At 48.7% G+C, this 24,411-nt stretch carries 23 protein-coding genes; all 23 read left to right on the forward strand.

The genetic code is table 11. The features are described 5' to 3' along the window. The first annotated feature begins 17 nt into the window (after positions 1–17). Entirely contained in the window at positions 18–1,427 is a 1,410-nt protein-coding gene (gene purF / locus CTH_RS00760; RefSeq protein WP_078665657.1) for an amidophosphoribosyltransferase, read from the forward strand. Beyond that, positions 1,424–2,452, forward strand: a complete 1,029-nt coding sequence (gene purM, locus CTH_RS00765) for a phosphoribosylformylglycinamidine cyclo-ligase (protein ID WP_143311838.1) — start codon at positions 1,424–1,426, stop codon at positions 2,450–2,452. Before purF ends, purM begins: the two co-directional genes overlap by 4 nt. 1 nt (position 2,453) lies before the next feature. Further along, entirely contained in the window at positions 2,454–3,080 is a 627-nt protein-coding gene (purN, locus tag CTH_RS00770; protein ID WP_078665659.1) for a phosphoribosylglycinamide formyltransferase, read from the forward strand. Continuing rightward, positions 3,077–4,618, forward strand: a complete 1,542-nt coding sequence (gene purH, locus CTH_RS00775; RefSeq protein WP_078665660.1) for a bifunctional phosphoribosylaminoimidazolecarboxamide formyltransferase/IMP cyclohydrolase — start codon at positions 3,077–3,079, stop codon at positions 4,616–4,618. The genes purN and purH overlap by 4 nt, the downstream gene beginning before the upstream one ends. Positions 4,619–4,632: 14 nt before the next feature. Continuing rightward, a complete protein-coding gene (gene purD, locus CTH_RS00780) occupies positions 4,633–5,898 on the forward strand; it encodes a phosphoribosylamine--glycine ligase (RefSeq protein ID WP_078666711.1) in 1,266 nt (421 codons plus the stop codon). Positions 5,899–6,002: 104 nt separating this feature from the next. After that, complete coding sequence (locus CTH_RS00785) at positions 6,003–6,599, forward strand: Uma2 family endonuclease (protein ID WP_079907340.1); 597 nt, start codon at positions 6,003–6,005, stop codon at positions 6,597–6,599. Positions 6,600–6,617: 18 nt separating this feature from the next. Next, a complete protein-coding gene (locus CTH_RS00790) occupies positions 6,618–7,214 on the forward strand; it encodes a Uma2 family endonuclease (RefSeq protein WP_079933414.1) in 597 nt (198 codons plus the stop codon). An 18-nt stretch (positions 7,215–7,232) separates the two neighbouring features. After that, entirely contained in the window at positions 7,233–7,829 is a 597-nt protein-coding gene (locus CTH_RS00795) for a Uma2 family endonuclease (protein WP_107752723.1), read from the forward strand. Positions 7,830–7,950: 121 nt separating this feature from the next. After that, entirely contained in the window at positions 7,951–9,120 is a 1,170-nt protein-coding gene (locus tag CTH_RS00800) for a tetratricopeptide repeat protein (protein ID WP_078665958.1), read from the forward strand. Beyond that, on the forward strand, positions 9,114–9,401 hold the full coding sequence (locus CTH_RS00805) for a hypothetical protein (protein WP_107752725.1): 288 nt from the start codon (positions 9,114–9,116) through the stop codon (positions 9,399–9,401). Before CTH_RS00800 ends, CTH_RS00805 begins: the two co-directional genes overlap by 7 nt. Before the next feature lie 63 nt (positions 9,402–9,464). Further along, positions 9,465–10,130: a Crp/Fnr family transcriptional regulator gene (locus CTH_RS00810; RefSeq protein ID WP_078665960.1), complete on the forward strand. Its 666-nt coding sequence runs from the start codon at positions 9,465–9,467 to the stop codon at positions 10,128–10,130. Between the two features lie 177 nt (positions 10,131–10,307). After that, a complete protein-coding gene (gene cooS, locus CTH_RS00815; protein WP_078665961.1) occupies positions 10,308–12,257 on the forward strand; it encodes an anaerobic carbon-monoxide dehydrogenase catalytic subunit in 1,950 nt (649 codons plus the stop codon). A gap of 19 nt (positions 12,258–12,276) precedes the next feature. Further along, positions 12,277–13,071 (forward strand): ATP-binding protein, encoded by a 795-nt coding sequence (locus tag CTH_RS00820; RefSeq protein WP_107752727.1) that lies wholly within the window; start codon positions 12,277–12,279, stop codon positions 13,069–13,071. A gap of 178 nt (positions 13,072–13,249) precedes the next feature. Then, positions 13,250–17,074 (forward strand): proton-conducting transporter transmembrane domain-containing protein, encoded by a 3,825-nt coding sequence (locus tag CTH_RS00825; protein ID WP_107752729.1) that lies wholly within the window; start codon positions 13,250–13,252, stop codon positions 17,072–17,074. Continuing rightward, positions 17,071–18,036, forward strand: a complete 966-nt coding sequence (locus CTH_RS00830) for a respiratory chain complex I subunit 1 family protein (protein ID WP_078665964.1) — start codon at positions 17,071–17,073, stop codon at positions 18,034–18,036. The genes CTH_RS00825 and CTH_RS00830 overlap by 4 nt, the downstream gene beginning before the upstream one ends. A gap of 15 nt (positions 18,037–18,051) precedes the next feature. After that, complete coding sequence (locus CTH_RS00835) at positions 18,052–18,483, forward strand: NADH-quinone oxidoreductase subunit B family protein (RefSeq protein WP_078665965.1); 432 nt, start codon at positions 18,052–18,054, stop codon at positions 18,481–18,483. Positions 18,484–18,496: 13 nt separating this feature from the next. After that, positions 18,497–18,994: a 4Fe-4S dicluster domain-containing protein gene (locus CTH_RS00840; RefSeq protein ID WP_078665966.1), complete on the forward strand. Its 498-nt coding sequence runs from the start codon at positions 18,497–18,499 to the stop codon at positions 18,992–18,994. A gap of 17 nt (positions 18,995–19,011) precedes the next feature. Continuing rightward, positions 19,012–19,554: an NADH-quinone oxidoreductase subunit C gene (locus tag CTH_RS00845; protein WP_078665967.1), complete on the forward strand. Its 543-nt coding sequence runs from the start codon at positions 19,012–19,014 to the stop codon at positions 19,552–19,554. Beyond that, the gene (locus CTH_RS00850; RefSeq protein WP_078665968.1) at positions 19,551–20,633 is read left to right on the forward strand and encodes a hydrogenase large subunit; all 1,083 of its coding nucleotides are present in this window, start codon (positions 19,551–19,553) and stop codon (positions 20,631–20,633) included. Before CTH_RS00845 ends, CTH_RS00850 begins: the two co-directional genes overlap by 4 nt. Before the next feature lie 17 nt (positions 20,634–20,650). After that, positions 20,651–20,995, forward strand: a complete 345-nt coding sequence (hypA, locus tag CTH_RS00855; RefSeq protein ID WP_078665969.1) for a hydrogenase maturation nickel metallochaperone HypA — start codon at positions 20,651–20,653, stop codon at positions 20,993–20,995. Positions 20,996–21,021: 26 nt separating this feature from the next. Next, entirely contained in the window at positions 21,022–21,603 is a 582-nt protein-coding gene (locus tag CTH_RS00860; RefSeq protein WP_078665970.1) for a 4Fe-4S dicluster domain-containing protein, read from the forward strand. Positions 21,604–21,618: 15 nt separating this feature from the next. Further along, positions 21,619–23,529 (forward strand): anaerobic carbon-monoxide dehydrogenase catalytic subunit, encoded by a 1,911-nt coding sequence (gene cooS / locus CTH_RS00865; protein WP_078665971.1) that lies wholly within the window; start codon positions 21,619–21,621, stop codon positions 23,527–23,529. A 71-nt stretch (positions 23,530–23,600) separates the two neighbouring features. Then, on the forward strand, positions 23,601–24,377 hold the full coding sequence (locus tag CTH_RS00870) for an ATP-binding protein (protein ID WP_078665972.1): 777 nt from the start codon (positions 23,601–23,603) through the stop codon (positions 24,375–24,377). Positions 24,378–24,411: the final 34 nt, after the last annotated feature.

Genomic DNA, 24,411 nt, shown 5'->3' on the forward strand with positions numbered 1-24,411 from the left:
AATTAGGGGGAGAAACCATGGCGGGGGAAATAAAAGACGAATGCGGTGTATTTGGGATTTATTTGCCTGGTGGCGAAGTAGCCCAGATCACCTATTATGGCCTCTATGCCCTCCAGCACCGGGGACAGGAGAGCGCCGGAATTGCTGTGGCTGACGGTAAGGAAATCCGCCTCCATAAAGGCATGGGCCTGGTGCCAGCTGTATTTCAGGATAAAGATTTACAAAGCCTGAAAGGGTATATTGCCTGTGGTCATGTCCGTTATTCTACCACAGGAGCCAGTTCGCCCATTAATGCCCAGCCCCTGGTTTTTCGCTATGCCAAGGGAATGCTGGCAGTAGCCCACAATGGCAACCTGGTCAATGCCTATGAATTAAGGAAGAATCTTACCGCCCGTGGGTCCCTCTTTCAGTCCACCATTGACACGGAAGTGATTATCAACCTGCTGGCCCGGCATAGCCAGGGCGGGATAGAGGATGCTGTCCATAAAACCATGATTGACCTCAAAGGCTCCTATTCCCTGGTGATCATGACCCAGGATAAATTGCTGGGAGTGCGGGATCCCCATGGCATCCGTCCCCTCTGTCTGGGGCGGCTAGGGGATGGCTATGTGATTGCTTCCGAAAGCTGTGCACTGGATACGGTGGGAGCTACTTTCCTGCGGGATGTTGAGCCGGGGGAAGTGGTGGTAATCGATGAAAATGGCCTGCATTCCCGCCAGGCTTTACCGCCTCAGAAGCAGACCTGCATTTTCGAATATATCTATTTTGCCCGGCCCGACAGCCGCATTGATGGCTTCGGGGTCAACTGGTGCCGGCGCCAGATGGGGCGGCAGCTGGCCCGGGAGGCTCCCCGGGATGTAGATGTGGTCATTTCTGTGCCTGATTCCGGCACGGCAGCAGCGCGAGGCTATGCCGAAGAGCTGGGCCTGCCCTTTGAAGAAGGGCTGATGAAAAACCGCTACATTGGCCGCACTTTTATCCAGCCATCTCAGGCCTTAAGGGAGCTGGCGGTGCGGTTAAAACTCAATCCCATTATTTCGGTAGTGAAAGATAAGCGCCTGGTGCTGGTGGATGACTCCATTGTACGGGGCACGACCAGTCGCCGCATTGTCAAAATGCTGCGGGAAGCGGGGGCGAAAGAAATTCACTTGCTGATCAGCAGTCCGCCCATTTTGCATCCCTGTTACTATGGTATTGATACTTCGGAACGGAGTGAACTGATCGCTGCCCAGAAAAGTGTGGAAGAGATAGCCCAGTATATCGGGGTGGATAGCCTGCATTATCTCAGCCTGGAAGGCCTGCTGGCTGTATTTCAGGCTGATGTCAATCAGGGCTTTTGTACCGCCTGTTTTAATGGTCAATATCCCGTCCCCATCCCGCCGGAAGCGGGGAAACACATTCTGGAAAAAGGGGGGTCTTGCTGTTGAAAGGCTTGACCTATAAAGAAGCCGGTGTGGATATTGATGCCGGCAATCGCGCCGTAGAACTGATTAAGGAAAAAGTCAGGAAAACCATGCGACCGGAAGTCTTGACAGATATCGGCGGCTTTGGTGGGCTGTTTGCCCTGGATATCAGCAAATACCGGCAGCCGGTGCTGGTCAGCGGCACTGATGGGGTAGGGACCAAGCTGCGGGTGGCCATGCTGATGGATAAACATGACACCATTGGCATCGACTGTGTGGCCATGTGTGTCAATGATATCCTGGTTCAGGGGGCAGAACCCCTCTTTTTCCTTGACTACCTGGCAGTGGGTAAACTGGATCCGGAACAGGTAGCCGCTATTGTTGGCGGCATTGCCGAAGGCTGCCGGGAGGCAGGCTGTGCGCTCATCGGGGGCGAAACGGCGGAAATGCCCGGTTTTTACCCGCCGGGAGAATATGATGTGGCCGGTTTTGCTGTGGGAGTGGTGGATAAGGAGAAAATTCTCGACGGCTCCCGGGTGCGGGAAGGCATGACGGTGCTGGGCCTGGCTTCTCACGGTCTCCATTCCAATGGCTATTCCCTGGCCCGTAAAGTCTTGCTGGAGCGGGCCGGACTGAACCTTGACCTCTACCTGCCGGAACTGGGTTGTACTGTAGGGGAGGAGTTGCTGAAACCTACCCGTATTTATGTACGTTCCCTCCTGCCCCTGGTTCAGGAAGGGCGCATCGCTGCCCTGGCCCATATTACCGGCGGGGGACTGCTGGAAAATATCCCGCGGGTATTGCCGCCGGGTCTGGGGGTGGAGTTAACCGCCGGCAGCTGGCCGATTCCACCGATTTTTGATTTGATTGAGAAGCTGGGGCATATAGCCAAAGAGGAAATGGCCCGTACCTTTAATCTGGGGATTGGCATGGTGGCTATCGTCGCGGCTGAGGAAGCGCCGGCCATCGCTGACCGTTTGAAGGCTGCCGGGGAAAAGGTCTATACCATCGGCCGGGTGGTAGCCGGGGCCGGAGTGCAGGTGGTGTGAGATGCTAAAACTGGGAGTGCTGGTTTCCGGGCGGGGCTCGAATTTGCAGGCATTGCTGGATGCCCGGGCCCGGGGAGAACTGAAAGCAGAAGTGGCGGTAGTGATCAGCGACAAGGCGGGGGCCCTGGCTTTAGAACGAGCCAGGGCCGCCGGAGTGCCTGCCTATCATGTTGATCCCAGGGCTTATCCGGATAAAGCAGCCTATGAACAGGAAATCTGCCGGCTGCTAAAGGAAAATGGAGTGGAACTGGTAGTGCTGGCTGGTTATTTGCGCCTGGTGGGACCGGTGCTGCTGGCAGCCTACCCGGAGCGGATTATCAATATCCATCCTTCGTTGTTGCCCGCTTTTCCCGGGCTGGAGGCCCAGCGCCAGGCCTGGGAATACGGGGTAAAAATCAGTGGATGCACGGTGCATTTCGTTGATGAGGGGCTGGATAGCGGGCCCATCATCCTGCAGGCAGCCGTGCCGGTGGAGGAAGGGGATACGGCAGCTGAGCTGGCGGCCCGGATTCTGGCTGAGGAACATAAACTTCTGCCCCGGACAGTCAATTTGATTGCCGAAGGCAGAGTAAAGATAGTAGGGCGGCGGGTACAGATTGAGCCGCAGGACAGAAAGGAGGCTTTCTGATGAAACGAGCGCTGATCAGCGTTTCTGATAAAACCGGGGTGACGGAACTGGCCCGGGGTCTGGTAGAACTGGGCTGGGAACTGGTTTCCACCGGAGGTACTTATAAGACCATCAAGGAAGCGGGAATTCCCGTAACCTATGTCAGTGAAATTACCGGTTTTCCTGAGATTCTGGATGGACGGGTAAAAACCCTGCACCCCAAAATCCATGGGGGCATCCTGGCCCGGCGCACGCCGGAACACCTGGCCCAGCTGGCCGAACAGGGGATCGGGACTATTGATCTGGTGGCTGTTAACCTCTATCCCTTCCGGCAAACCATCAGCAAGCCGGGAGTGACTCTGGAGGAAGCCATCGAGAATATCGATATCGGGGGCCCGGCCATGGTACGGGCTGCCGCCAAAAACCACGAGAGCGTGGTGATTGTAGTCAATCCCCAGCGCTATTCCCAGGTCCTTAACTATTTGCGGGAAGAAGGGGAAGTGCCTTTGGTTATGCGCCGCCAGCTAGCAGCGGAAGCATATTGCCATACGGCCCAGTATGATGCCATGATCAGCCAGTATCTGTTTGGCCAGACCGGGGAACGGCCGGGATTGCTGACAGAAGACTTGATTCTGGCCGGCAACAAGGTGCAGACGCTACGTTATGGCGAAAATCCCCAGCAGCAGGCAGCCTTTTATCGCCTGCCCGGCTATGCTGCCTCCGGAGTAGCCGGGGCGGAACAGCTGCAGGGCAAGGAACTGTCCTTCAATAACCTGCTGGACACCCAGGCGGCCTGGAATCTGGTCCAGGAATTTACCCAGCCGGCGGCGGTGATTGTTAAACACAACAATCCTTGCGGAGCAGCTATTGCCGAAGATATTGCCACTGCCTACCGCAAGGCCCTGCAGGCTGACCCGGTTTCCGCTTTTGGCGGGATAGTTGCCCTTAACCGGGAAGTGGATGGAGAAACGGCCAGAGAGCTGACGGAAATCTTTCTGGAAGTGATTGCTGCCCCTGCCTTTAGTGAAGAGGCCAAAACCATCCTGGCAGCCAAATCCAACCTGCGCTTACTGGTTATGCCTGCCGGGAATGCCACCGTATTTCCCTATGACCTGCGGGTAGTAGGCAGCGGTCTCCTGGTCCAGGAAGCTGATACAAGAGAAATAACTGCTGCTGATCTGCGGGTAGTGAGCCAGAAACAGCCCACACCGGAGCAAATCGAGGAAATGCTGTTTGCCTGGCGAGTGGTCAAGCATGTCAAATCCAATGCTATCGTGGTTACCAAAGGGGGCGTTACCCTGGGAGTCGGAGCTGGTCAGATGAACCGGGTGGGTTCGGCCCGCATTGCCCTGGAACAAGCCGGCGAAAAGGCAGCCGGGGCGGTCCTGGCTTCAGATGCTTTCTTCCCCTTCCCCGACACGGTGGAACTGGCAGCCCGGGCCGGAATCAGTGCTATCATTCAGACCGGTGGGGCCCTCAGGGATGAGGAAGTAATCGCAGCGGCTGACCGGTTGGGCCTGGTAATGGTACTGACGGGAGTGCGGCATTTCAAACACTGAGGAGGTAAGGGATCTTGAAAGTGCTGGTTATAGGCGGAGGCGGCCGGGAACATGCCCTGGTCTGGAAAATCGCTCAGAGTCCCAGAGTGGAAAAAATCTATTGTGCGCCGGGCAATGCGGGCATTAAAGCCCTGGCTGAATGTGTAGAGATTGCCGCTGATGATGTGGAAAAACTGCTGGCCTTTGCCAGAGAAGAAGGTATAAACTTAACTGTGGTGGGGCCGGAAGCGCCTTTGATGGCCGGGATTGTGGATGCTTTCCGGGCGGAAGGGCTGAGGATTTTCGGCCCTACCCGGGCTGCCGCTGAACTGGAAGGCAGCAAGGCCCTGGCCAAGGATTTGATGGCCAAATACAACATCCCGACGGCAGCTTATCGGGTTTTTACCGAGGCGGAACCAGCCAAAGCCTTTATCCGCCAGCTGGGGGCTCCCTGCGTAGTTAAGGCCGATGGTCTGGCGGCAGGCAAGGGGGTAATCGTGGCCCGGACTCTGGCGGAAGCGGAAGCTGCCGTGGACCTGATTATGGGAGAAAGGGCCTTTGGTTCTGCCGGGGACCGGGTGGTGGTGGAAGAATACCTGGAAGGACAGGAAGTGAGCATCCTGGCCTTTACCGATGGTCGCACCGTTATTCCCATGGTTTCCGCCCAGGACCACAAGCGTATTTTTGACGGCGACCAGGGGCCCAACACCGGCGGCATGGGGGCCTACTCCCCGGCCCCCATCTACACGCCCGAGGTAGCGGCGGTAGTGGAACGGGAAATACTCCTGCCCACCATCCAGGGGATGGCGGCAGATGGCCGTCCCTATCAAGGGGTATTGTATGCCGGGCTGATGTTGACCAAAGATGGTCCGAAAGTGCTGGAATACAATGCCCGTTTCGGTGATCCGGAAACCCAGGCTGTCCTGCCCCGGCTGGAGACTGACCTGGTGGAAATCATGGAGGCGGTGATCGATGGCCGTCTGGATGAAATCCAGATTCAGTGGAAGCCGGAAGCGGCGGTATGTGTGGTAATGGCGGCAGAAGGCTATCCCGGTCCCATTACTAAAGGGGATGAAATCCAGGGCCTGGCTGAAGCGGCAGCGACAGGGGCGCTGGTTTTCCATGCCGGGACAATGGCCGAAGGTGAACGCATCCTCACGGCCGGGGGCCGGGTGCTGGGGGTGACGGCCCTGGGGGCAAACATCGAAGAGGCGATTCAGAAGGCCTACCAGGGCGTGGAGTGCATCAGTTTCCGGGGTATGCAATACAGAAGGGATATTGGGGCAAAAGCGTTAAGATAACAGGAAAAATCCCATCTCTTGAGAAAGGAGATGGGATTTTTTGCATATCTATAGCATCTGATGGAAAAAAATGATAAGATAAAAACAGATGGAGGGAATAAACTATGCCTGACAACTATTTTTCCGAAAGCGCTGTGCAATACCGAATTAAATCCTATCAAGACTACCTTAAATTACCGGAAGGAGAAAGATGGGAAATCATCGACGGCCAAGCCTATGCTATGGTAGCTGCCCCATCCTGGCAGCATCAACAAATAGTTCTCGAGCTGGCGAGCACCATCCACTCTTACCTGAAGCAGAAAGGAAACTGCCAGGTCTATGTGGCCCCCTTCGATGTCAGACTGATCGATGCAGGAGAAACCGAGCAAAACTGCTGCAATGTAGTACAGCCGGACATCAGCGTCATCTGTGACCGTACCAAACTGGATGATAAAGGCTGTCTGGGGGCCCCGGACTGGATTATTGAGGTGGTTTCCCCCTCCCATACCTCCCATGATTATGTGCGCAAGCTGAATCTTTATGAACGATTCGGGGTACGGGAGTACTGGATCGTCAACCCTGATTCCCGCCATATCCTGGTGTATCGCCTGGGAGAGCAAGGAGGTTATGGTGCCCCAATCATGATCCGGGAAGGGGAAATCGCCCAACCTGGCTTGTTCCCGGAATTGAACATTGACAGCCGGGAACTGTTTGCGGAATAGGGAAATGGGGGTATGATCATGTCGGATAACCATTTTTCCGAAAGCGCTGTGCAATACCGTATTAAAACCTATCAAGACTACCTAAAATTGCCGGAAGGAGAAAGATGGGAACTCATTGACGGACAAGCATATGCGATGGTAGCGGCTCCTTCCCGGCGCCATCAGGAGATAGTGACTAATCTAATCGCTATAATCAAACCTTTTTTGATGAAAAAGGGGATATGTAAAGCTTATGTAGCCCCTTTTGATGTCAGGCTGCCGGAGGAAGGAGAAACCGAGGAAAACTGCCGCAATGTAGTACAGCCGGACATCAGCGTCATCTGTGACCGTACCAAACTGGATGATAAAGGCTGTCTGGGGGCTCCGGACTGGATTATTGAGGTGGTTTCCCCCTCCCATGCCTCCCATGATTATGTGCGCAAGCTGAATCTTTATGAGCGATTCGGGGTACGGGAGTACTGGATCGTCAACCCTGATTCCCGCCATATCCTGGTGTATCGCCTGGGAGAGCAAGGAGGTTATGGTGCCCCAATCATGATCCGGGAAGGGGAAATCGCCCAACCTGGCTTGTTCCCGGAATTGAACATTGACAGCCCGGAACTGTTTGCGGAATAGGGAAATGGGGGTATGATCATGTCGGATAACCATTTTTCCGAAAGCGCTGTGCAATACCGTATTAAAACCTATCAGGACTACCTCAAATTGCCGGAAGGAGAAAGATGGGAAATCATCGACGGGCAGGCCTATGCCATGGTAGCGGCTCCTTCCCGGCGTCATCAGGAAATAGCGGGCTATCTGTTTAATAAAATCTATTCATATTTACAGCAGAATGGGACATGCAAAGTCTATGTAGCCCCTTTTGATGTCAGGCTGCCGGAGGAAGGAGAAACCGAGGAAAACTGCCGCAATGTAGTACAGCCTGACATCAGCGTCATCTGTGACCGTACCAAACTGGATGATAAAGGCTGTCTGGGGGCCCCGGACTGGATTATTGAGGTGGTTTCCCCCTCCCATACCTCCCATGATTATGTGCGCAAGTTGAATCTTTATGAACGATTCGGAGTTCGTGAGTACTGGATCGTCAACCCTGATTCCCGCCATATCCTGGTGTATCGCCTGGGAGAGCAAGGAGGTTATGGGGCCCCAATCGTGATCCGGGAAGGGGAAATCGCCCAACCTGGCTTGTTCCCGGAATTGAGCATTGATACCCGGGAACTGTTTGCGGATTAATTCAGAAAAAACAATTGCTAAGAAGGAAATACCACGGGGAGCGAAAAGGTTTAAGGCAGTTGCCTCCTTTCGCTTTTTTTTATATTATACCAGATATAAGGAATAAATAAGGAGCAGTAAGATGAAACTGGATGAGCTATTTATCGAAAAGGTTATGAAGAAAGTAAATAATTATTTATTACGGTATGAACCGGAAAAAGCCTTGCGTTTACTGGACCGTGAGCTAAAAAAACATCCTCAGGCCTGGCCGCTGGCAATGAAGAAGGCAATTATTCTTTTCGAGGAGGGGGAAATGGCAGAGGCTGAACAGCTGTTGCTTACAACCAGGGAGCAGTATCCCGAATTGCCGGTAGTCTATTTCTGGCTGGCGCGCCTGGCGCTGGAACAGATGCAACTGGAAAAGGCTCTGCAGTACTGTCAGACCTTGCTGGAGCTGGAACCTTTTGATGCGGTCAACTATGTACTGCGGGCAGAGGTTTACGAACTGCTAGAGCGAAACCAGGAGGCGGAAGGGGATTATACTAAGGCGTTGGAGCTAGAGGAAAAGACTGACCTCTACTACCGACGCAGTTATGTCCGTTTCTTGCAAAAAGATTTTGAGGGAGCTCTGGCTGACCTGGAAGAGGCCCGGCAGGCAGCCCTGACTGATGAAGAAAAAAGCCGGGTGGAATTTGGTACGGGTGTGGTTCTGGCGGGAATGGGCCACTATGATGCGGCAGAACGGGCCTTCAACCTGGCCCTGGAGCTTTACCCCGATTATTTTGCCGCCCATGAGCAGCGGGCTTTTTGCCGGCTGGAACTGGAAGACTGGGAGGGGGCACTGGAGGATAGTGAATGGCTGCTGGCAAGAAGGCCGGATGAGGACCGTTTCTGGTGGTTGAAAGGCCTGGCGTTATACCGGCTGGGACGAGTGGAGGATGCTTTGCTGGCTGCGGAAAATTATCTGCAGCAACATCCGGAGGATCCGGCGGCCTATTTCAATTTAGGCCTGATGTACGAAGAGCTGGGAGAACTGAAACAGGCAACAGAATTTTACTCCCTGGCCCTTGAGCTGGACCCTGGCTATGCTGAGGCCTATTTGCGCCGGGCCTGGAGTAATTATCAGCAGCTGGAACTGGAGAAAGCCCGAACAGATTTGCTCTGGTGGGTTTATACTGCTTTTTCCGATAGTGACCTTACCACCATGCGGGCGAGGCTGGCAGAGGCCCCTGGTTTTGATGAAGAGTTTCTGAACTCAGTGAGTGAACAGCTGGAAATGGGGCCGCCACAGGATAAAAGCTTTTTATGCTGATGGCGAAATTTGCTGCAATTTTTGGCAAGGATATCCTGCAACGGTGTCGAATACCCCTGGTGTACAGAGTTAAAACTTTGGAGGCCGATTTGGCCCTGGCAGCGGCAGGAGGTCTCAACAATCCGTTGCTGGCGCGCTATCGACGCTATATAGTCGAACATGCCTTATTTTCCGGGCGGCCAGTACTGGGGCTGATCACCCTGGGTACTCCGCCCTCGCCCCACTTGCTACTCCAACTCAATGTTTTCTTCTCTGCTGGCAATAAATTGGCCAGTTGGTAATGTGAACAAAATCTGATATAATGTCCATAAAGGCCGCCCATGTAATACTGAGGGGGGAGGACTATGCCAACCAGAATGAGGTTAACAGATATTAACTTGTTGGAAGTCCTGAGTTCGCCGGAGTATGCCCGGTACTTGAAAGAGTTTCGGGAACAACGGTTTTCTAAAAAGGCAATACTTTTTTCGCCGAACGACGAGAAAAATCTGGTGTTTTTGGTGAAATCGGGAAAAATCAGGGTTTACCTGGCTTATGAGGATAAAGAATTTACCCTGTCCATTTTGGAGGCGGGTGATATATACAGTACACATACCCGGGCTTTTACCCAGGCAATGGAAGACACAACTATACTGGTTACTGATGTCCGTAATTTTAAAAAGATTATTGCCGAGTTTCCTGCTTTTGGTTTAAATATGGTTAATGTGCTGGGGGATTTGCTGAAAAACTCAATTACGATAATTAATGGTTTGGTTTTTAAAGACACCCATCTAAGATTGGCGGAATTTTTGGTTCAAGCTGCGAAGGACAGAGGCGTGACGGTAGAACAAGGAATCAAGTTAGAGCTGGGCTTAACTACTGAAGAAATTGCTCTGGTTCTGGGGGCTACCCGTCAAACGGTTTCAGTTCTTTTAAATGACCTGAGAAAATCGGGTATTTTAGAAAAATTGAGTCGGCGAACTATTTTGATTAAAGACTTGAAAAGATTACAGGAAATATCTTCAGGTTTCTAATGAGGGAGCGAAAATGCTATTTCGCTCTTTTTTTTATGCAATGTGTTGCGATACCGCAAAAAAGCATGGCTGAATTTTTTTGAAAACTGTCGGCTACCCGACAGATTTTTTTTAATTCTTCGCTAAAGTAAAAATAGCATAAATTTTTTGAAAGTTCATTGAAAGGAGGCTAAAAATATGAGCAAAACTGTTCACAACGTAGAAGAGTTAAGTCTGGACACCGGGGTTCAGGAAATGTTGCTTAAAGCCCGGGAAGATGGTGTGGAGACTGCTTTTGACCGAAGTGAGGCGATGGGTGCTCGTTGTAAATTTGGGCTATTAGGGGTTTGTTGTAAACGCTGTCTGGAGGGACCCTGCCGAATTGTTCCCGGAGGCAAGGGACCTCAGGCGGGAGTTTGTGGGGCAACGGCTGATGCTATAGTTGCACGGAATTTCTTGACCCTGGTTACTGAGGGAGCGGCTCCCCATATAGAGCATGCCAGAGAGGTAGCATTAACCCTGCTGGAAACTGCTGAAGGAAAGGCGCCCTATAGTATCAGCAACCCTGATAAACTGCTGGATATTGCCGCCAGGTTAGGTCTGACAGTTGATGGCAGGGAAATTAAGGAGGTAGCCAGGGAGGTGGCTCTTAAGGCCCTGGAAAACTTCCAGCAGCAATTTGGCGTACTCCCCTGGTTAAAAATCAAGGCTCAACCAAAGACTGTAGAAAGATGGCAGAGTTTAAATGTTTTGCCTGTTAATGCTCATCTGGAGGTAACTAATGCCGTCAACCGGCAGGCCATGGGATGTGATGCCGATCCGGTTAACCTCCTGTTAGGTGCAATACGGGTAGCCTTGACTGATGGGTATGCAGGGCTGCACCTGTCTACTGACTTGCAGGACGTCCTGTTTGGTGTCCCGGCTGTGGTCAAGTCTGAATACCGGCTAGGGGTAATTAAAGAAGATATGGTTAATATTTCCGTACACGGCCATATACCCATGCTTTCTGAAAAAATAGTGGAATGGGCGGAAAAACTGGAAAATGAGGCCAGGGCGGTTGGAGCAAAAGGGATTAATATTTTCGGGGTCTGCTGTACAGGAAATGAAATATTGATGCGCCGGGGTGTGCCTGTGGCAACCAACTTCTCCAGTCAAGAAATGCCGATTGTTACAGGTGCGGTAGAAGCCATGGTGGTAGATATTCAGTGTATTATGCCCAGCTTACCCAGGGTGGCAAAATGTTATCATACAGAAATTATTACTACTTTACCCAGTGTTAAAATCCCGGGGGCTACTCATGTAGAATTTACCCCGGAAAATGCTGATGAGGCAGCACAAACGATTATTCGCAAAGCCATAGCTAACTTCACCAAACGGGACCCCGCGAAAATAAAAATACCTCAGGATAAAGTAGAGGCTTATGCCGGATTTTCGACGGAGCAGATTTTAGAGGCGCTGAAAAAGGTGAACCAGGAAGACCCTCTGCAACCTCTGGTGGAAAACATCAAATCTGGAAACATTCTGGGCGTAGTGGCCCTGGTAGGTTGTACCAATCCTCGAATCAAGCAGGACTGGGCCAATGTCGAAGTAGCCAAAGAGCTGTTGAAACATAATGTGCTGATTGTAGCAACAGGTTGTTCGGCCCACTCCCTGGCCAAATTTTCCTTGATGTCACCCCGGGGGCTGGAGTATTGCGGTGAAGGATTACAGCAGGTGTTAAAGGTTATTGGAAAGGCCAACGGCCTGGAAACTCTGCCGCCCGTTCTGCATATGGGTAGTTGTGTTGATAATTCCCGGGTAGATGACCTGGTAATGACGCTGGCCAACTATCTTGGAGTTGAAGCAAGGGATCTGCCTGTTGCCGGATCAAGCCCGGAAGTGCAAAGCCCCAAAGCTTTAGCCATTGGCTCCTATTTCCTGGCCCAGGGAATTGATGTGCATGTAGGGATTCAGCCTCCCATTGCCGGATCAGAGCTGGTCAGCAATATTTTGATGGGAGACAAAGACCGGCATGCTCTGACTATGGATGGTCTCTTCGGGGGAAAACTAATCTATGAAGAGGATCCGATCAAGGCCGCACACCTAATTTTAGAGAGAATCATACAAAAACGCAAAGCCTTAGGGTTACCCTGCCCGGATATAACTTAAATGTCAGGAGTTGATACCGGTGTCTGAAAAAGGGCTTAAAATTGCTATTTCCGGTAAGGGCGGGGTGGGGAAAACCACCCTGTCCGCCCTCCTCTGTCATATTTTTGCCCGCGAGGAGAAGCGGGTACTGGCTGTGGATGCGGACCCTGATGCTAATTTAGGCACAGCTTTAGGATTTCCGCCAGAGATTTTAAAAAATTTGACTGCAATCTCTGAGGATAAAGAGCTAATCAAGGAGCGTACCGGAACCGAACCGGGCACATCGGGTCAGTTTTTTACCCTTAATCCCCGGGTTGAGGATATTCCTGAAAAATATATAGTAGAGTATGACGGCATACGGTTAATGCAAATGGGTAAAGTAGCTAAAGGGGGTTCAGGGTGTGCCTGTCCGGAGAGTGTTTTGCTTAAACATCTTCTACGTCATTTGGTATTAAAGGCTGAGGATACTGTAGTAGTTGATATGGAAGCCGGTTTGGAGCATTTAGGACGTGGTACGGCTGCGGGGGTAGATGCTTTTATTGTTGTAGTTGAACCTGGTAAACGAAGTTTCCAGACAGCACAAGCAATAGTAGCTCTGGCTCGGGACCTGGGAGTCACCAGGGTTTTTGCAGTGGCCAACAAGGTACGTCCGGAAGATGAGGCAATAATTCGGCGAGATTTGGATTTTATGCCGATTTTAGGATTTATACCTTATGACCAGGCAGTAATTGCTGCTGATTTGTCTGGTTTAAGTGTAGTGAAGCAAGCTCCCGAAATCGTGGCAAAAGCATATGAAATTAAAAATCGCTTGTTGGAAGAGCTGGGAAGAGTGTAACTTTACGCGGCCCTAAAGTGCTGATGTAATGGTCGTTAAGAGCCGACCATTCAGACGCCTTTAGAGCCTTTTTTTCTTTGTGTCATCTTAGCGACAGAAATAATGGGGTGACATTGATATACTGAAAGTGAAAAACCACACGATTTTAAGTAAAGGCTTTGGGAAGGAGGCAGAAGATGTGAATTTTGGTTCTCTATTCAGTGAGTCATCTGTGCTAGCTTTGTTTGGTGCAATCGTTATTCTGGCTGGCGAACTGATTGCGCTGAAGCAGATGAAAAACTTAATCCGATTACTGACTATCTCCAGTATTGCAGAAATCGGATATGTTCTGCTGGGACTTGGTCTTGGTACTTATGAAGGTACATCGGGAGCTCTGTTGCATCTGGAATATCAAATAGTAATGCGGGCATTGGTCTTTGTTGCTGCGGCAGCGCTAATTGCACGAGAACGATCTGACAGTATTGAAAAGCTCAAGGGTATAGGTAAGGCCATGCCGGTTACAGCAACCTTGTTCGGTTTTGGCCTGTTCTCGGTCATGGGCTTATCACCCTTTAAAGGTTCTATTAGTAAATTTTTAATAATTTATGCGGCCATTGCAAGCGGTCACTGGTTTTATGCCGCTATCGCCACATTAGGAAGTATCCTTGAGGCAATCTACTTCCTTCTCATCTTTCAGAAACTGTGTTTCGAGCAACCTGCACAGTCAGGGGCCAGTACAGAAAAAGTTAGAGAAGCTTCCCCGGTTTTGCTGGCAGCTATGCTGGTCCTGAGTGGGCTCACCGCTTTAATGGGCTTGTTACCGGAGCCTTTCATTCATAGTGTTGAGTATATGACTGCTGTATTATTAGGGAAATCAGCGCAACTACCTGCCTTTGAATCACCCTGGTCCATTTTGGTGCTCGTTCCCTATGTGGGCGGATTTATTGTTTATCTGGTCGGGCGTTTTTCAGCGGTTTTGCGCAATATCCTGGCGGTCGCCCTTACCGGTACAACGGTATACTTGACCTGGCAGGGTGGCGATTTTGACAGTCTATCCAGATTTTTCGCCCTGATTATGGCTTTTATTGGCTTCTTAGTTACGCTTTACTCTATCGGTTATTTTAAGGATAAGCCGCACACAAATCGCTACTTTTTCTTCTTATTTTTAATGATCGGCACTTTGCTTGGTTTGACAACCAGCAAGCACCTGGGGAATTTTTACGTCTACTGGGAATTAATGACCTGGACTTCTTACTTTTTGGTTATTCAGGAACAAACTGAAAAGGCGCTGCGGGCCGGTTTCAAATATTTTATCATGTGTACTTCCGGTGCTTATATTATGCATTTTGCAATTTTAACTTTGCATGTAAAGCTTGGAACCTTCGATATGGCGGCGATTTCCGCAAACTTACCTGAGTTAACTCCAAGCCTTATGCTTGCAGTTTTGGGAATGTTTATAATCGGTTTTGGTGTCAAAACAGGCCTGGTACCGCTGCATAGCTGGTTGCCTGATGCTCACCCTGTAGCACCTTCGTCTATTTCAGCACCGATGTCAGGGATTTTGACCAAAACCGGTATTTACGGACTGGTACGTATTCTCTTTGTTGTTTTTGGGGCAGGTTTGCTGACTGAGCTGGGCACTACCGGTCAATTTTCTACCATTGGATTTATAATCTCCATGCTTGGGGCCCTGACCCTTTTGTACGGTGAAATTATGGCCCTCCGGCAGACCGACATTAAAAAAATGCTGGCTTATTCCACTATGGCCCAGGTGGGCGAGATAGCAGTCACGCTGGGAATAGGCACTTATTTGAGCCTGGTTGGTGCTCTTTATCACGTTTTGAATCATGCTATTATGAAAAACCTCCTGTTCCTGGCGGTGGGTGCTTTAATTTATCGCTTGAAGAGTCAGGAAATCTCTAAGTTCAAGGGTATCGGCCGGGTAATGCCGGTAACGTCTTTGTGTTTTAGTATTGGCATTTTAGCTATCATGGGCTTGCCACCTTTCAACGGCTTTATCAGTAAATTTTTAATGCTTTACGCCAGTGTACAATCCGGCCATCTGGCAGTGGCGGGTTTAATCCTTCTGGGCAGTATTATTGGCGCTTTTTATTACCTGAAACTGGTTAGGGTTATTTTCTTTGAAAAGTACGAGGGTCCTGCTGTTAAGGAAGCTCCTATTACCATGTTGATTCCAGTTGGGATCCTAACGGGTTTGACTGTGTTTAATGGCTTGTATCCGCAAGCGGGCCTGGCTTTAGTTAAGCCGGTGGTCGATATGATTGCAGCCAAAGGACATATGGCTACAACTGCTATACCTGATGTTACCATCGCCTGGCCCCTGATGGCAGTAATTCCGATGGTAGGCGCTCTGGTTACTTACCTTTTAGGCAGACGTTCGGCCAGGGTCAGCGGCTGGTTAGCAGTTGCGACAATGGTGGCAACATTGATAACAGTTTTAACTGTCTCTTCTGGTCATGACATTTTTTCCCGGAGTTTTGCTTTACTTATCGCTTTTATTGGGGTTGTAAATTTATTCTACTCACTGGGTTATATGGATCACGGACACGCCCAGAATCGCTTTTATGCGTTCTTCCTTTTAATGATTGGCGGCCTTCTGGGTGTGGCGGTGAGCAAAGACCTCTTCAGTTTCTTTGCTTTCTGGGAAATCATGAGCAGCTGGACTCTGTACTTTGTGATTATTCATGAGGAAACCAGGGAGGCATTACAAGAAGGATTCAAATACTTTATTTTTAATTATGCTGGAGCCAGTTTGATGTTTTTGGGACTATTAGTATTAACAGCTAGCACAGGCACCTTTGAGATGAGTGAGCTGGCCGGGCGGTTAAGTGCCTTGCCGACAGGTCTGGTGGCTTTTGGTTTAATCTTGATGTTGATCGGCTTCGCCATGAAAGCTGCTATGTTACCTTTCCGCATCGATTATCAAATGCATCCACCAACAGCACCAACACCGGTCAGTGGCTATATTTCTTCTGTGCTGTTAAAAAGTGCGCCTTTTGGGATGGTTAAATTATTTTATGTATTTGGAGGCATTTCTCTTATAAGCAAGTTAGGCCTGGCAGGCGGGATACCGAGCCTGATGTATATAGTTGCCTGGGTAAGCGGCTTAACAATCTTAATGGCTGCGGCACTGGCTCTGCTGCAAAGTGGTATGAAACGCCTGCTTATTTATCATACGGTAAGCCAAATGGGTTATATCATCTTAGGAGTCAGCCTGGGCTCTTCTTTAGGTATGGCTGGAGGATTATTGCATTTAGTTAACCATATGCTGTTTAAGAACCTGCTGTTCTTAGTTGCCGGTGCCATTATGGTGAAAACCGGTATTGAAAACCTGGACAAGTTAGGAGGAATTGGCAGGAAAATGCCGGTAACTCTGGGGGCCTTTGCGATTGGGGCATTTTCTATTGCTGGCATTCCGCCTTTTAATGGTTTTACCTCTAAATGGATAATCTATGAAGCTGCCATGGAGAAAGGATATGTGTTTTTAGCGATATTCTCCTTGTTAGCAAGTGTTTTAACCTTAGCTTCTTTTCTTAAATTTTTACATTCTGCCTTTTTCGGACAATTACCGAAGGAGTTAGAGAATGTAACTGAAGCACCGTGGACAATGCAAATTCCTATGGTAATTCTGGCTGTTTTGTGTGTAGTTTTTGGGGTTTTCCCTGGTATACCACTTACTACCATTGCGGCCATCGAAAGCTGGTTGGGTCTAACCCCGGTTTCAGCTTCGCTCTTTGGGATTGATTCCGGGCTGGGGGCGTGGAACGCCGGAGTTATCGCTGCAGTATTGGCAATAGCCTTCATTGCAGGTGTAAGTGTCTACTTTATTGGCAACGGGAAAATCAGATATACAAAAATCTATACTTGTGGAGTAACTGATTTAACAGCCGAAGAAGTGCATGTTAATTCCCATAATCTTTATGAATCGCCCAAAGGCCTGGTTAAACAGTGCATTAAAGTTTTATACCGGATTACCGGTCTGGGTAAGGGGGTGGAATTGTGACGGATGTTGTACAACTAATCTTTAATTTGTTGCTCTTTCCCGGGGGTTTGTTTGCTATAGTCGTTGGCTTGTTCCTTATGGGAATTGACCGTAAGATTGTTGCCCGAATACAGAGGCGGGTTGGACCCCCTATTTTCCAGCCCTTTATTGACCTGGTCAAACTAGCCAGGAAGGAGGTAGTTGTGCCGGAGACTGCGCATCTGCAGGCATTCAGGTTAGCGCCATTGCTGGGGTTTGCCGGGATGATGGTGGCCGTTACCTTGATACCTATTGCTGGCGTATACAAGGGTCTTGAGTTTTCGGGAGATTTGCTGGTTGTGCTTTATTTGCTGGCATTACCTGCCATTGCTTTGATGGTCGGTGGCTCTGCTTCCAGCTCACCCTTTGGAGCTGTAGGTTTTTCCAGGGAAATGGTCATGATGATGTCCTATGAACTGCCGTTACTGGTAGTACTGGTAACCGTTGCTTTGAAAGTTGGATTGGCAACGGGTGGAATTGCTACTTTCTCTTTAAGTGAAATTGTGAGGTACCAGCTGGAAAACGGGGCATTACTTTTTGATTACACCATGTTACCGGCTTTACTGGCTTTTCTGGTTTTCATTCCAGGTAACATGGGGGTAGTTCCCTTTGATATCCCCGAAGCAGAAACTGAAATTGTCGAAGGTCCGCTTCTGGAATATTCCGGCACTTCTTTGGCTTTATTTAAACTAACAAGTTCCTTAAAAATGGTTGTGGTACTGGGTTTAGCCATAGCCCTCTTTTTTCCGACACCTCTGGGTGAAAACATGTTGCTTAACCTGTTGTGGTATATCTTAAAATGTTTAATTTTAATGGTAATATCCATTACCGTTGTGCGTGCCAGTACAGGAAGGGTTCGAATCGACCAGGCCTTTAAATTTTATCTGAAGTATCCTACCGCACTGGCATTAATCAGCCTGGTATTAACGTTGTTACAAAGATGACAGGGAGGTGGCAGGATGAAAGAACTAATGCGAAAAGTTGCCAGAAAATCACCGTGGTTGTACCGCATAAATGCAGGATCCTGTAATGGCTGTGATGTGGAACTGGCAACCACGGCATGCATTCCCCGTTATGATGTTGAGCGCCTGGGCTGTAAGTATTGTGGGAGCCCAAAGCATGCTGACATCGTGTTGATTACCGGACCTCTTACTGCCCGGGTTAAGGAAAAGGTTTTGCGTCTTTACGATGAAATTCCTGACCCTAAAGTGACGGTAGCTATCGGTGTGTGTCCGATATCTGGAGGAGTGTTTAGAGACAGTTATGCTATTGCCGGGCCGATTGACAACTTTATTCCGGTAGATGTAAATGTGCCTGGCTGTCCTCCCAGACCCCAGGCGATTATTGATGGGATAGTTGAAGCCATCAAAATTTGGGAAACCAGGCTGTAAAGGAGAGTCACCCATGGCTTCTTTTTTAAAAATAGCTATTCGCAATTTGTTCAAGAAACCGTCTACTGACCCTTATCCCTTTGGTGAAACTTTTGTTCCCAAGGGACTGAGAGGTAAAGCCCAGTATAATGCCAGGGCCTGTGTGGCCTGTAGAATGTGTGAGTACGTTTGCGCAGGGGGAGCAATCCAAATCAGGGAAGTGGCCGATAAAAGCGGCCTGGAGTTCATACTCTGGCATAATACATGTACCTTTTGCGGCCTTTGCGAACATTACTGCCCTACTAAAGCAATTCGCTTAACTGAAGATTATCATACAACTCACAGGCAAGAGGACAAATACAGATATGTGGAAAAAGGCTTCATTAAATATGTAAATTGTGCCCGGTGTGATACACCGATGGTGCCGATAGCCCCTGAGCTATTTAATGTAGCTTTTGAACAAGTTAACACGGATATTGAAAAATTAAGGCATTTATGCCCCAAATGCCGCCAGGAACGGGCCCTTCGCTGAGAAGAGGAGGAAACAGGATGAAGCGGGATATTCAGGAGGAATTTGCAGAAAAATTAGCCCGGGTAGTGGGTGATGGATTCTCCTTGCGCTGGGAAACAGATTCTAAGGGAGTGGTTACTGGTTGGTGCAGGCTCCGTGACCACCGCCATATTACAAACGTGGCTTTGATAGTGGCAAGCCTGGGCGGCCGGGTAATTACTATTACAGCTTATAAAACTAAAGATGCTCAACAGAGAGATGGGCATGAAATCGCCTACCATTTTGATCTGGATGGTTGTACTTGTACAGTTACGATTGAAATACCCCGTGATAGTGGTAAAGTCAATTCCATTACTCCGATATTAAAAAGTGCTGATTGGACGGAACGCGAATTGCAAGAATTATATGGTATTGAAGTGGTCGGCCATCCCAATCCCAGGAGATTGTTCCTCGATGAAACTATTGATGAAGGAATAATGGATAAATTGATTCCTTTATCAGTTGCTATGAATGGAGCAACCAGTAAAACTTTGTGGGAAAAGGTCCTTGCAGCTATTTCCCAGGAGGGGGATATTAAATGAGCACTTATACAATCCCCGTAGGCCCGCTGCATGTGGCGCTGGAAGAACCGATGTATTTCCGGGTACAGGTTGAAGGAGAGACTATCGTGGGCCTGGATATAACGGCAGGGCATGTGCATCGCGGTATGGAATATTTGGTAATGAAGCGAAATATTTACCAAAATCTAACTTTAATTGAACGTGTTTGTTCCCTCTGTTCCAACAACCATCCCTTTACCTACTGTATGGCCCTTGAAAAAATTGCCGGTATCAAAATTCCGGAAAGAGCTGAATATCTAAGGGTTATTGCTGATGAAATAAAGAGAATAGCTTCTAACTTGTTTAATGCTGCTATGCTGGCTCATATCATAGGCTTTGATTCATTATTTATGCATGTCATGGAGTTACGGGAGATAGTCCAGGATGCTAAAGAGACTGTTTATGGCAATCGGATGGATTTGGCCGCAAATTGCATTGGCGGCGTAAAATATGACCTCTCCGATGAAAAGATTAAATATCTGAAGCAGCAATTAGATAAGTTGAAAAAGCCACTGGAAGAAATTATTGACATCTATATGAACAATAAGTTTGTGCGCGCTCGGACTGAAGGAGTAGGGATTTTACCTAAAGAGGAAGCCATTCGCTATGGCGTGGTTGGTCCTGTAGCCAGAGGGTCCGGGATAGATTATGATGTGCGGGTCAAGAGTCCTTATGCTGCTTATGACAAGATTAAATTTAATGTTGCTGTCGAGAATGGTTGTGATGTTAGAGCAAGAGCCATAGTCAGGTTGAGGGAAATTCAGGAAGCTATCAATATCATGGAACAATGTCTAAAAGAATTGCCTGACGGTCCAACTTGTATAGATTATTTGCCGGAGATACCTGCCGGGGAAGCTGTAGCCAAGTCAGAAGCGCCGCGGGGAGAATTGATTTATTATCTCCGCACAAACGGCTCTGATATGCCGGAACGGATTAAATGGCGGGTGCCTACTTATATGAACTGGGAAGCGCTCAATGTGATGATGCCAGGAAATAAGGTCTCTGACATATCGCTTATTATTTGCAGTATTGATCCCTGTATCTCCTGTACCGAAAGATAATGAAAGGATGCGGCGCCATGCATGAGATGGCGATAGTGGATAGTCTTTTCCAGATTATCAATGTCAAGGTAAAAGAGCATCAAATTAGAAAAGTCTTAAAAGTGAAACTTAAGGTTGGCGAGATGACAGCGGTGGAAGATCTGACTTTAACTGCCTGTTTTGAGGCTTATGCTCAAAACACCGTTGTCGAGGGCGCGGAGCTGGTTATTGAGCGGGTGCCCCTGCAGGGAAAATGTCGGCAGTGTACCAGTGTGTTCCGGGTTTCCAATTACAATTTCCAGTGCCCGCAATGTGAGAGCAGATTTGTAGAGATCGTTGCCGGAAGGGAGTTGTACATTGAGGACCTGGAAGTAGAAAAATAGCTCAAACGGAAAGGAGGTGAACCTCGATGGCGAGAGCTAAAGAGAATTTCTTTATTTACGCCGATCCCCAAAAGTGTCTGGGTTGCAAGAATTGTGAGATTGCCTGTGCTGTGGCTCATGCAGGTTGTGATCTACAAACTGCCGTAACCCAGGGCTTGCAATTACAGCCAAGAAACTCGGTGGTTCAAGTTGAGGACATGGTTATGCCCATTCAATGCAGACAATGTGAAGACGCGCCTTGTGCCCACGCCTGCCCTACCGGAGCAATCTACGAAGAGGATAGGTTTGTTAAAATTAATGAAAGTAATTGTATTGGCTGTAAAGTGTGCACTATGGTTTGCCCCTTTGGAGCTATTATTGTAGCTAAAGACATAACAGATGAAGGTACTCACAGAACCCAAAAAGGTAAAGCCAGGAAATGTGATCTTTGTTTTAGCAGGACGCAGGATAGCGATGAATTTGCCTGCGCCTGTGTAGAGGCCTGTCCTACCAAAGCAATCATGCTGGTAGATTACGAAAGTTATCGTAAGAAACTTATTGAAGACAGAGGAAAGGAACTGGTAAGGGCTCATGCTCATTCAAAGAACCATGGCCTAATGCGGAAATAAGCAGGGGGAGAGATTATGAGTAAGATGAAAAATACCATAGATCCTGCTGTCAACTATTTGCTACCTTTAGCAAAAAAGGCGGGAGTTGAAACTGTTTGGGATCGTTTTGCAGTTATGAAGCCCCAATGTGGTTTCGGAGAGCTGGGCGTCTGCTGCCGCATTTGCTGGAAGGGACCGTGTCGTATCGATCCTTTTGGCAATGGTCCCCAGAGAGGTGTTTGTGGGGCTGATGCCCACACCATAGTGGCACGCAACCTGGCTAGAATGATGGCTGCAGGTGCTGCTTCCCATTCCGATCACGGTCGCCACATCGCCTTAACTTTATTAGAAGTTGGCGAAGGACATGCACCTGCGTACCGGATTAAAGACGAGCAAAAGTTAAGAAATATAGCGGAAAAATTAAACCTGGCACCGGCAGGCAAAGATATACGGCAAATAGCAAAAGAAGTGGCTCAGGCTTCCCTGGATGATTATTCGCGGCAAAAGCGCAGCATACCCTGTAACTGGGCCAAAGTGACCATGACAGCTGAACGGGTGGAAAAACTGGTAGATCTGGAGGTTATGCCCCATAACATTGATGCTGTTATCGCTGAGATTATGGCCCGAACTCATGTGGGTTGTGATGCCGATGCAGCCAACATTTTGCTCGGCGGATTAAAGGGAGCACTGGCTGATTATACCGGTATGTGTTTGTCAACTGAGCTGTCTGATGTCCTGTTTGGTACCCCTGAACCGGTAGTTACTCAGGCCAACCTTGGCGTGCTGAAGGAAGATGCTGTTAACATTGCGGTTCACGGTCATAACCCGTTACTTAGTGAAATTATTTGTGATGTCGCGTTGAAAATGAATGAAGAAGCTAAGAAAGCCGGGGCCAAAGACGGTATTAACATAGTGGGTATTTGTTGTACGGGTAATGAGGTGATGATGCGACGGGGGATTCCGCTGGCTACTAACTATCTATCCCAGGAAATGGCCATAGTTACAGGTGCTGTAGATGCGATGGTCGTAGATGTGCAGTGCATTATGCCTGCTCTTACCAGTGTAGCGGAGTGTTTCCATACTGAAGTAATCACCACTATGCCTGTAAATAAAATCACTGGCGCCACTCACATAGAGTTTCGGGAAGAATCGGCTGTGGAAAGCGCCAGGAAAATCGTAGAAGTGGCAATTGAGGCCTTTAAAAGACGGGATAAGCGCAAGGTCAACATTCCTGACTACAAGCAAACAGCCATTGCCGGTTTCAGTGCCGAGGCAATTCTAGCGGCCTTAAGCAAGCTAGATGCCAAAGACCCGTTAAAGCCATTGATAGATAATATCGTTAACGGTAATATTCAAGGAATTGCGTTGTTTGCAGGATGTAACAATCCTAAGGCGATCCAGGACAATAACTTTATCACCATTGCGAAAGAGCTGGCGAAAAATAACGTCCTGATGCTGGCTACTGGTTGTGGAGCCGGTACCTTTGCTAAAACCGGTTTAATGACTCAGGAGGCAACCGAGGCTTATGCCGGTGAATCCTTGAAAGCTGTACTCACTGCTATTGGCAAGGCAGCCGGATTAAACGGACCTTTGCCTTTAGTACTGCATATGGGATCTTGTGTAGATAATTCCAGGGCCGTTAATGTAGCCGTAGCTATAGCTAACAAGCTGGGAGTGGATTTAGATAAACTGCCTCTTGTCGCCTCTGCTCCTGAGTTTATGTCGGAGAAGGCAGTAGCTATTGGGACCTGGGCAGTTACTCTGGGAATACCAACCCATATTGGAATAGTACCCCAGATTATGGGTTCCCCGGTAGTGGCTGAATTTTTAACTGAAAAAGCAAAAGAGTTGCTGGGTGGCTACTTTATAGTAGAAACCGATCCAGAACAAGCCGCTGCTAAACTGGTTGCCGCTATTAAGGAAAGACGTAAGGGTTTAGGGATTTAAATTTTGTTAATGGGACAGGATTAGGGCTCTTTGGAGCTCTAATCCTGTTCTGATAGAGAGGAAGGTTAACTATGAAAATAGCAGTTACAGGTAAAGGCGGAGTAGGAAAAACTACAATTTCCGGGGTTTTAGCCAGGCTTTTTGCCGATGAAGGTTATCGGGTTTTAGCTGTAGATGCTGACCCGGACGCAAACCTTGCTTCAGCTCTGGGTATACCTGAGTCGCTTTACAAAACAATAACCCCCTTTTCTAAAATGAAAAAGTTAGCGGAAGAACGTACCGGAGCCAATGGGGGCTATGGTTCCTTTTTCATTTTAAACCCCAAAGTGGATGATTTGCCTGAGAAATATTGTCTGGAACATCAGGGTGTTAAATTACTGGTTATGGGCACTGTTGAACAGGGTGGCAGCGGTTGTGTTTGTCCGGAGCATACTTTACTTAAGCGATTAATGAAACATCTTCTGATTGAAAGAGACGAAGTGGTAATTATGGATATGGAAGCCGGAATTGAGCATCTTGGTCGGGGTACGGCTGAGTCGGTAGATGCTTTGTTAGTTGTAGTAGAACCAGGTCGGAGAAGTATTCAGACCGCTAACCAGATCAGGAAATTGGTTGAAGATCTTGGGATCAAAAAGGTCTTTGCTATAGGTAGTAAAATAGCTGATGAGGCGGATATTCGCTTTATTAAAGACAGTTTGGCTGATTTTGAGCTGCTGGGTTTTGTTTCTTTAAGTGAAGATATCAAACAGGCTGATTTGGAAGGAGTTTCTCCTTATGATATCGGTGGCACGATAGTTGAGGAAATCAGGTCAATCAAGGACCAGTTGCTGGCAAGATTGAACAGTTGAAGTCGGCCGTAATACCAGGTGAAAAAATATGACC

This window comes from Carboxydocella thermautotrophica (assembly GCA_003054495.1).
GTDB lineage: Bacteria > Bacillota.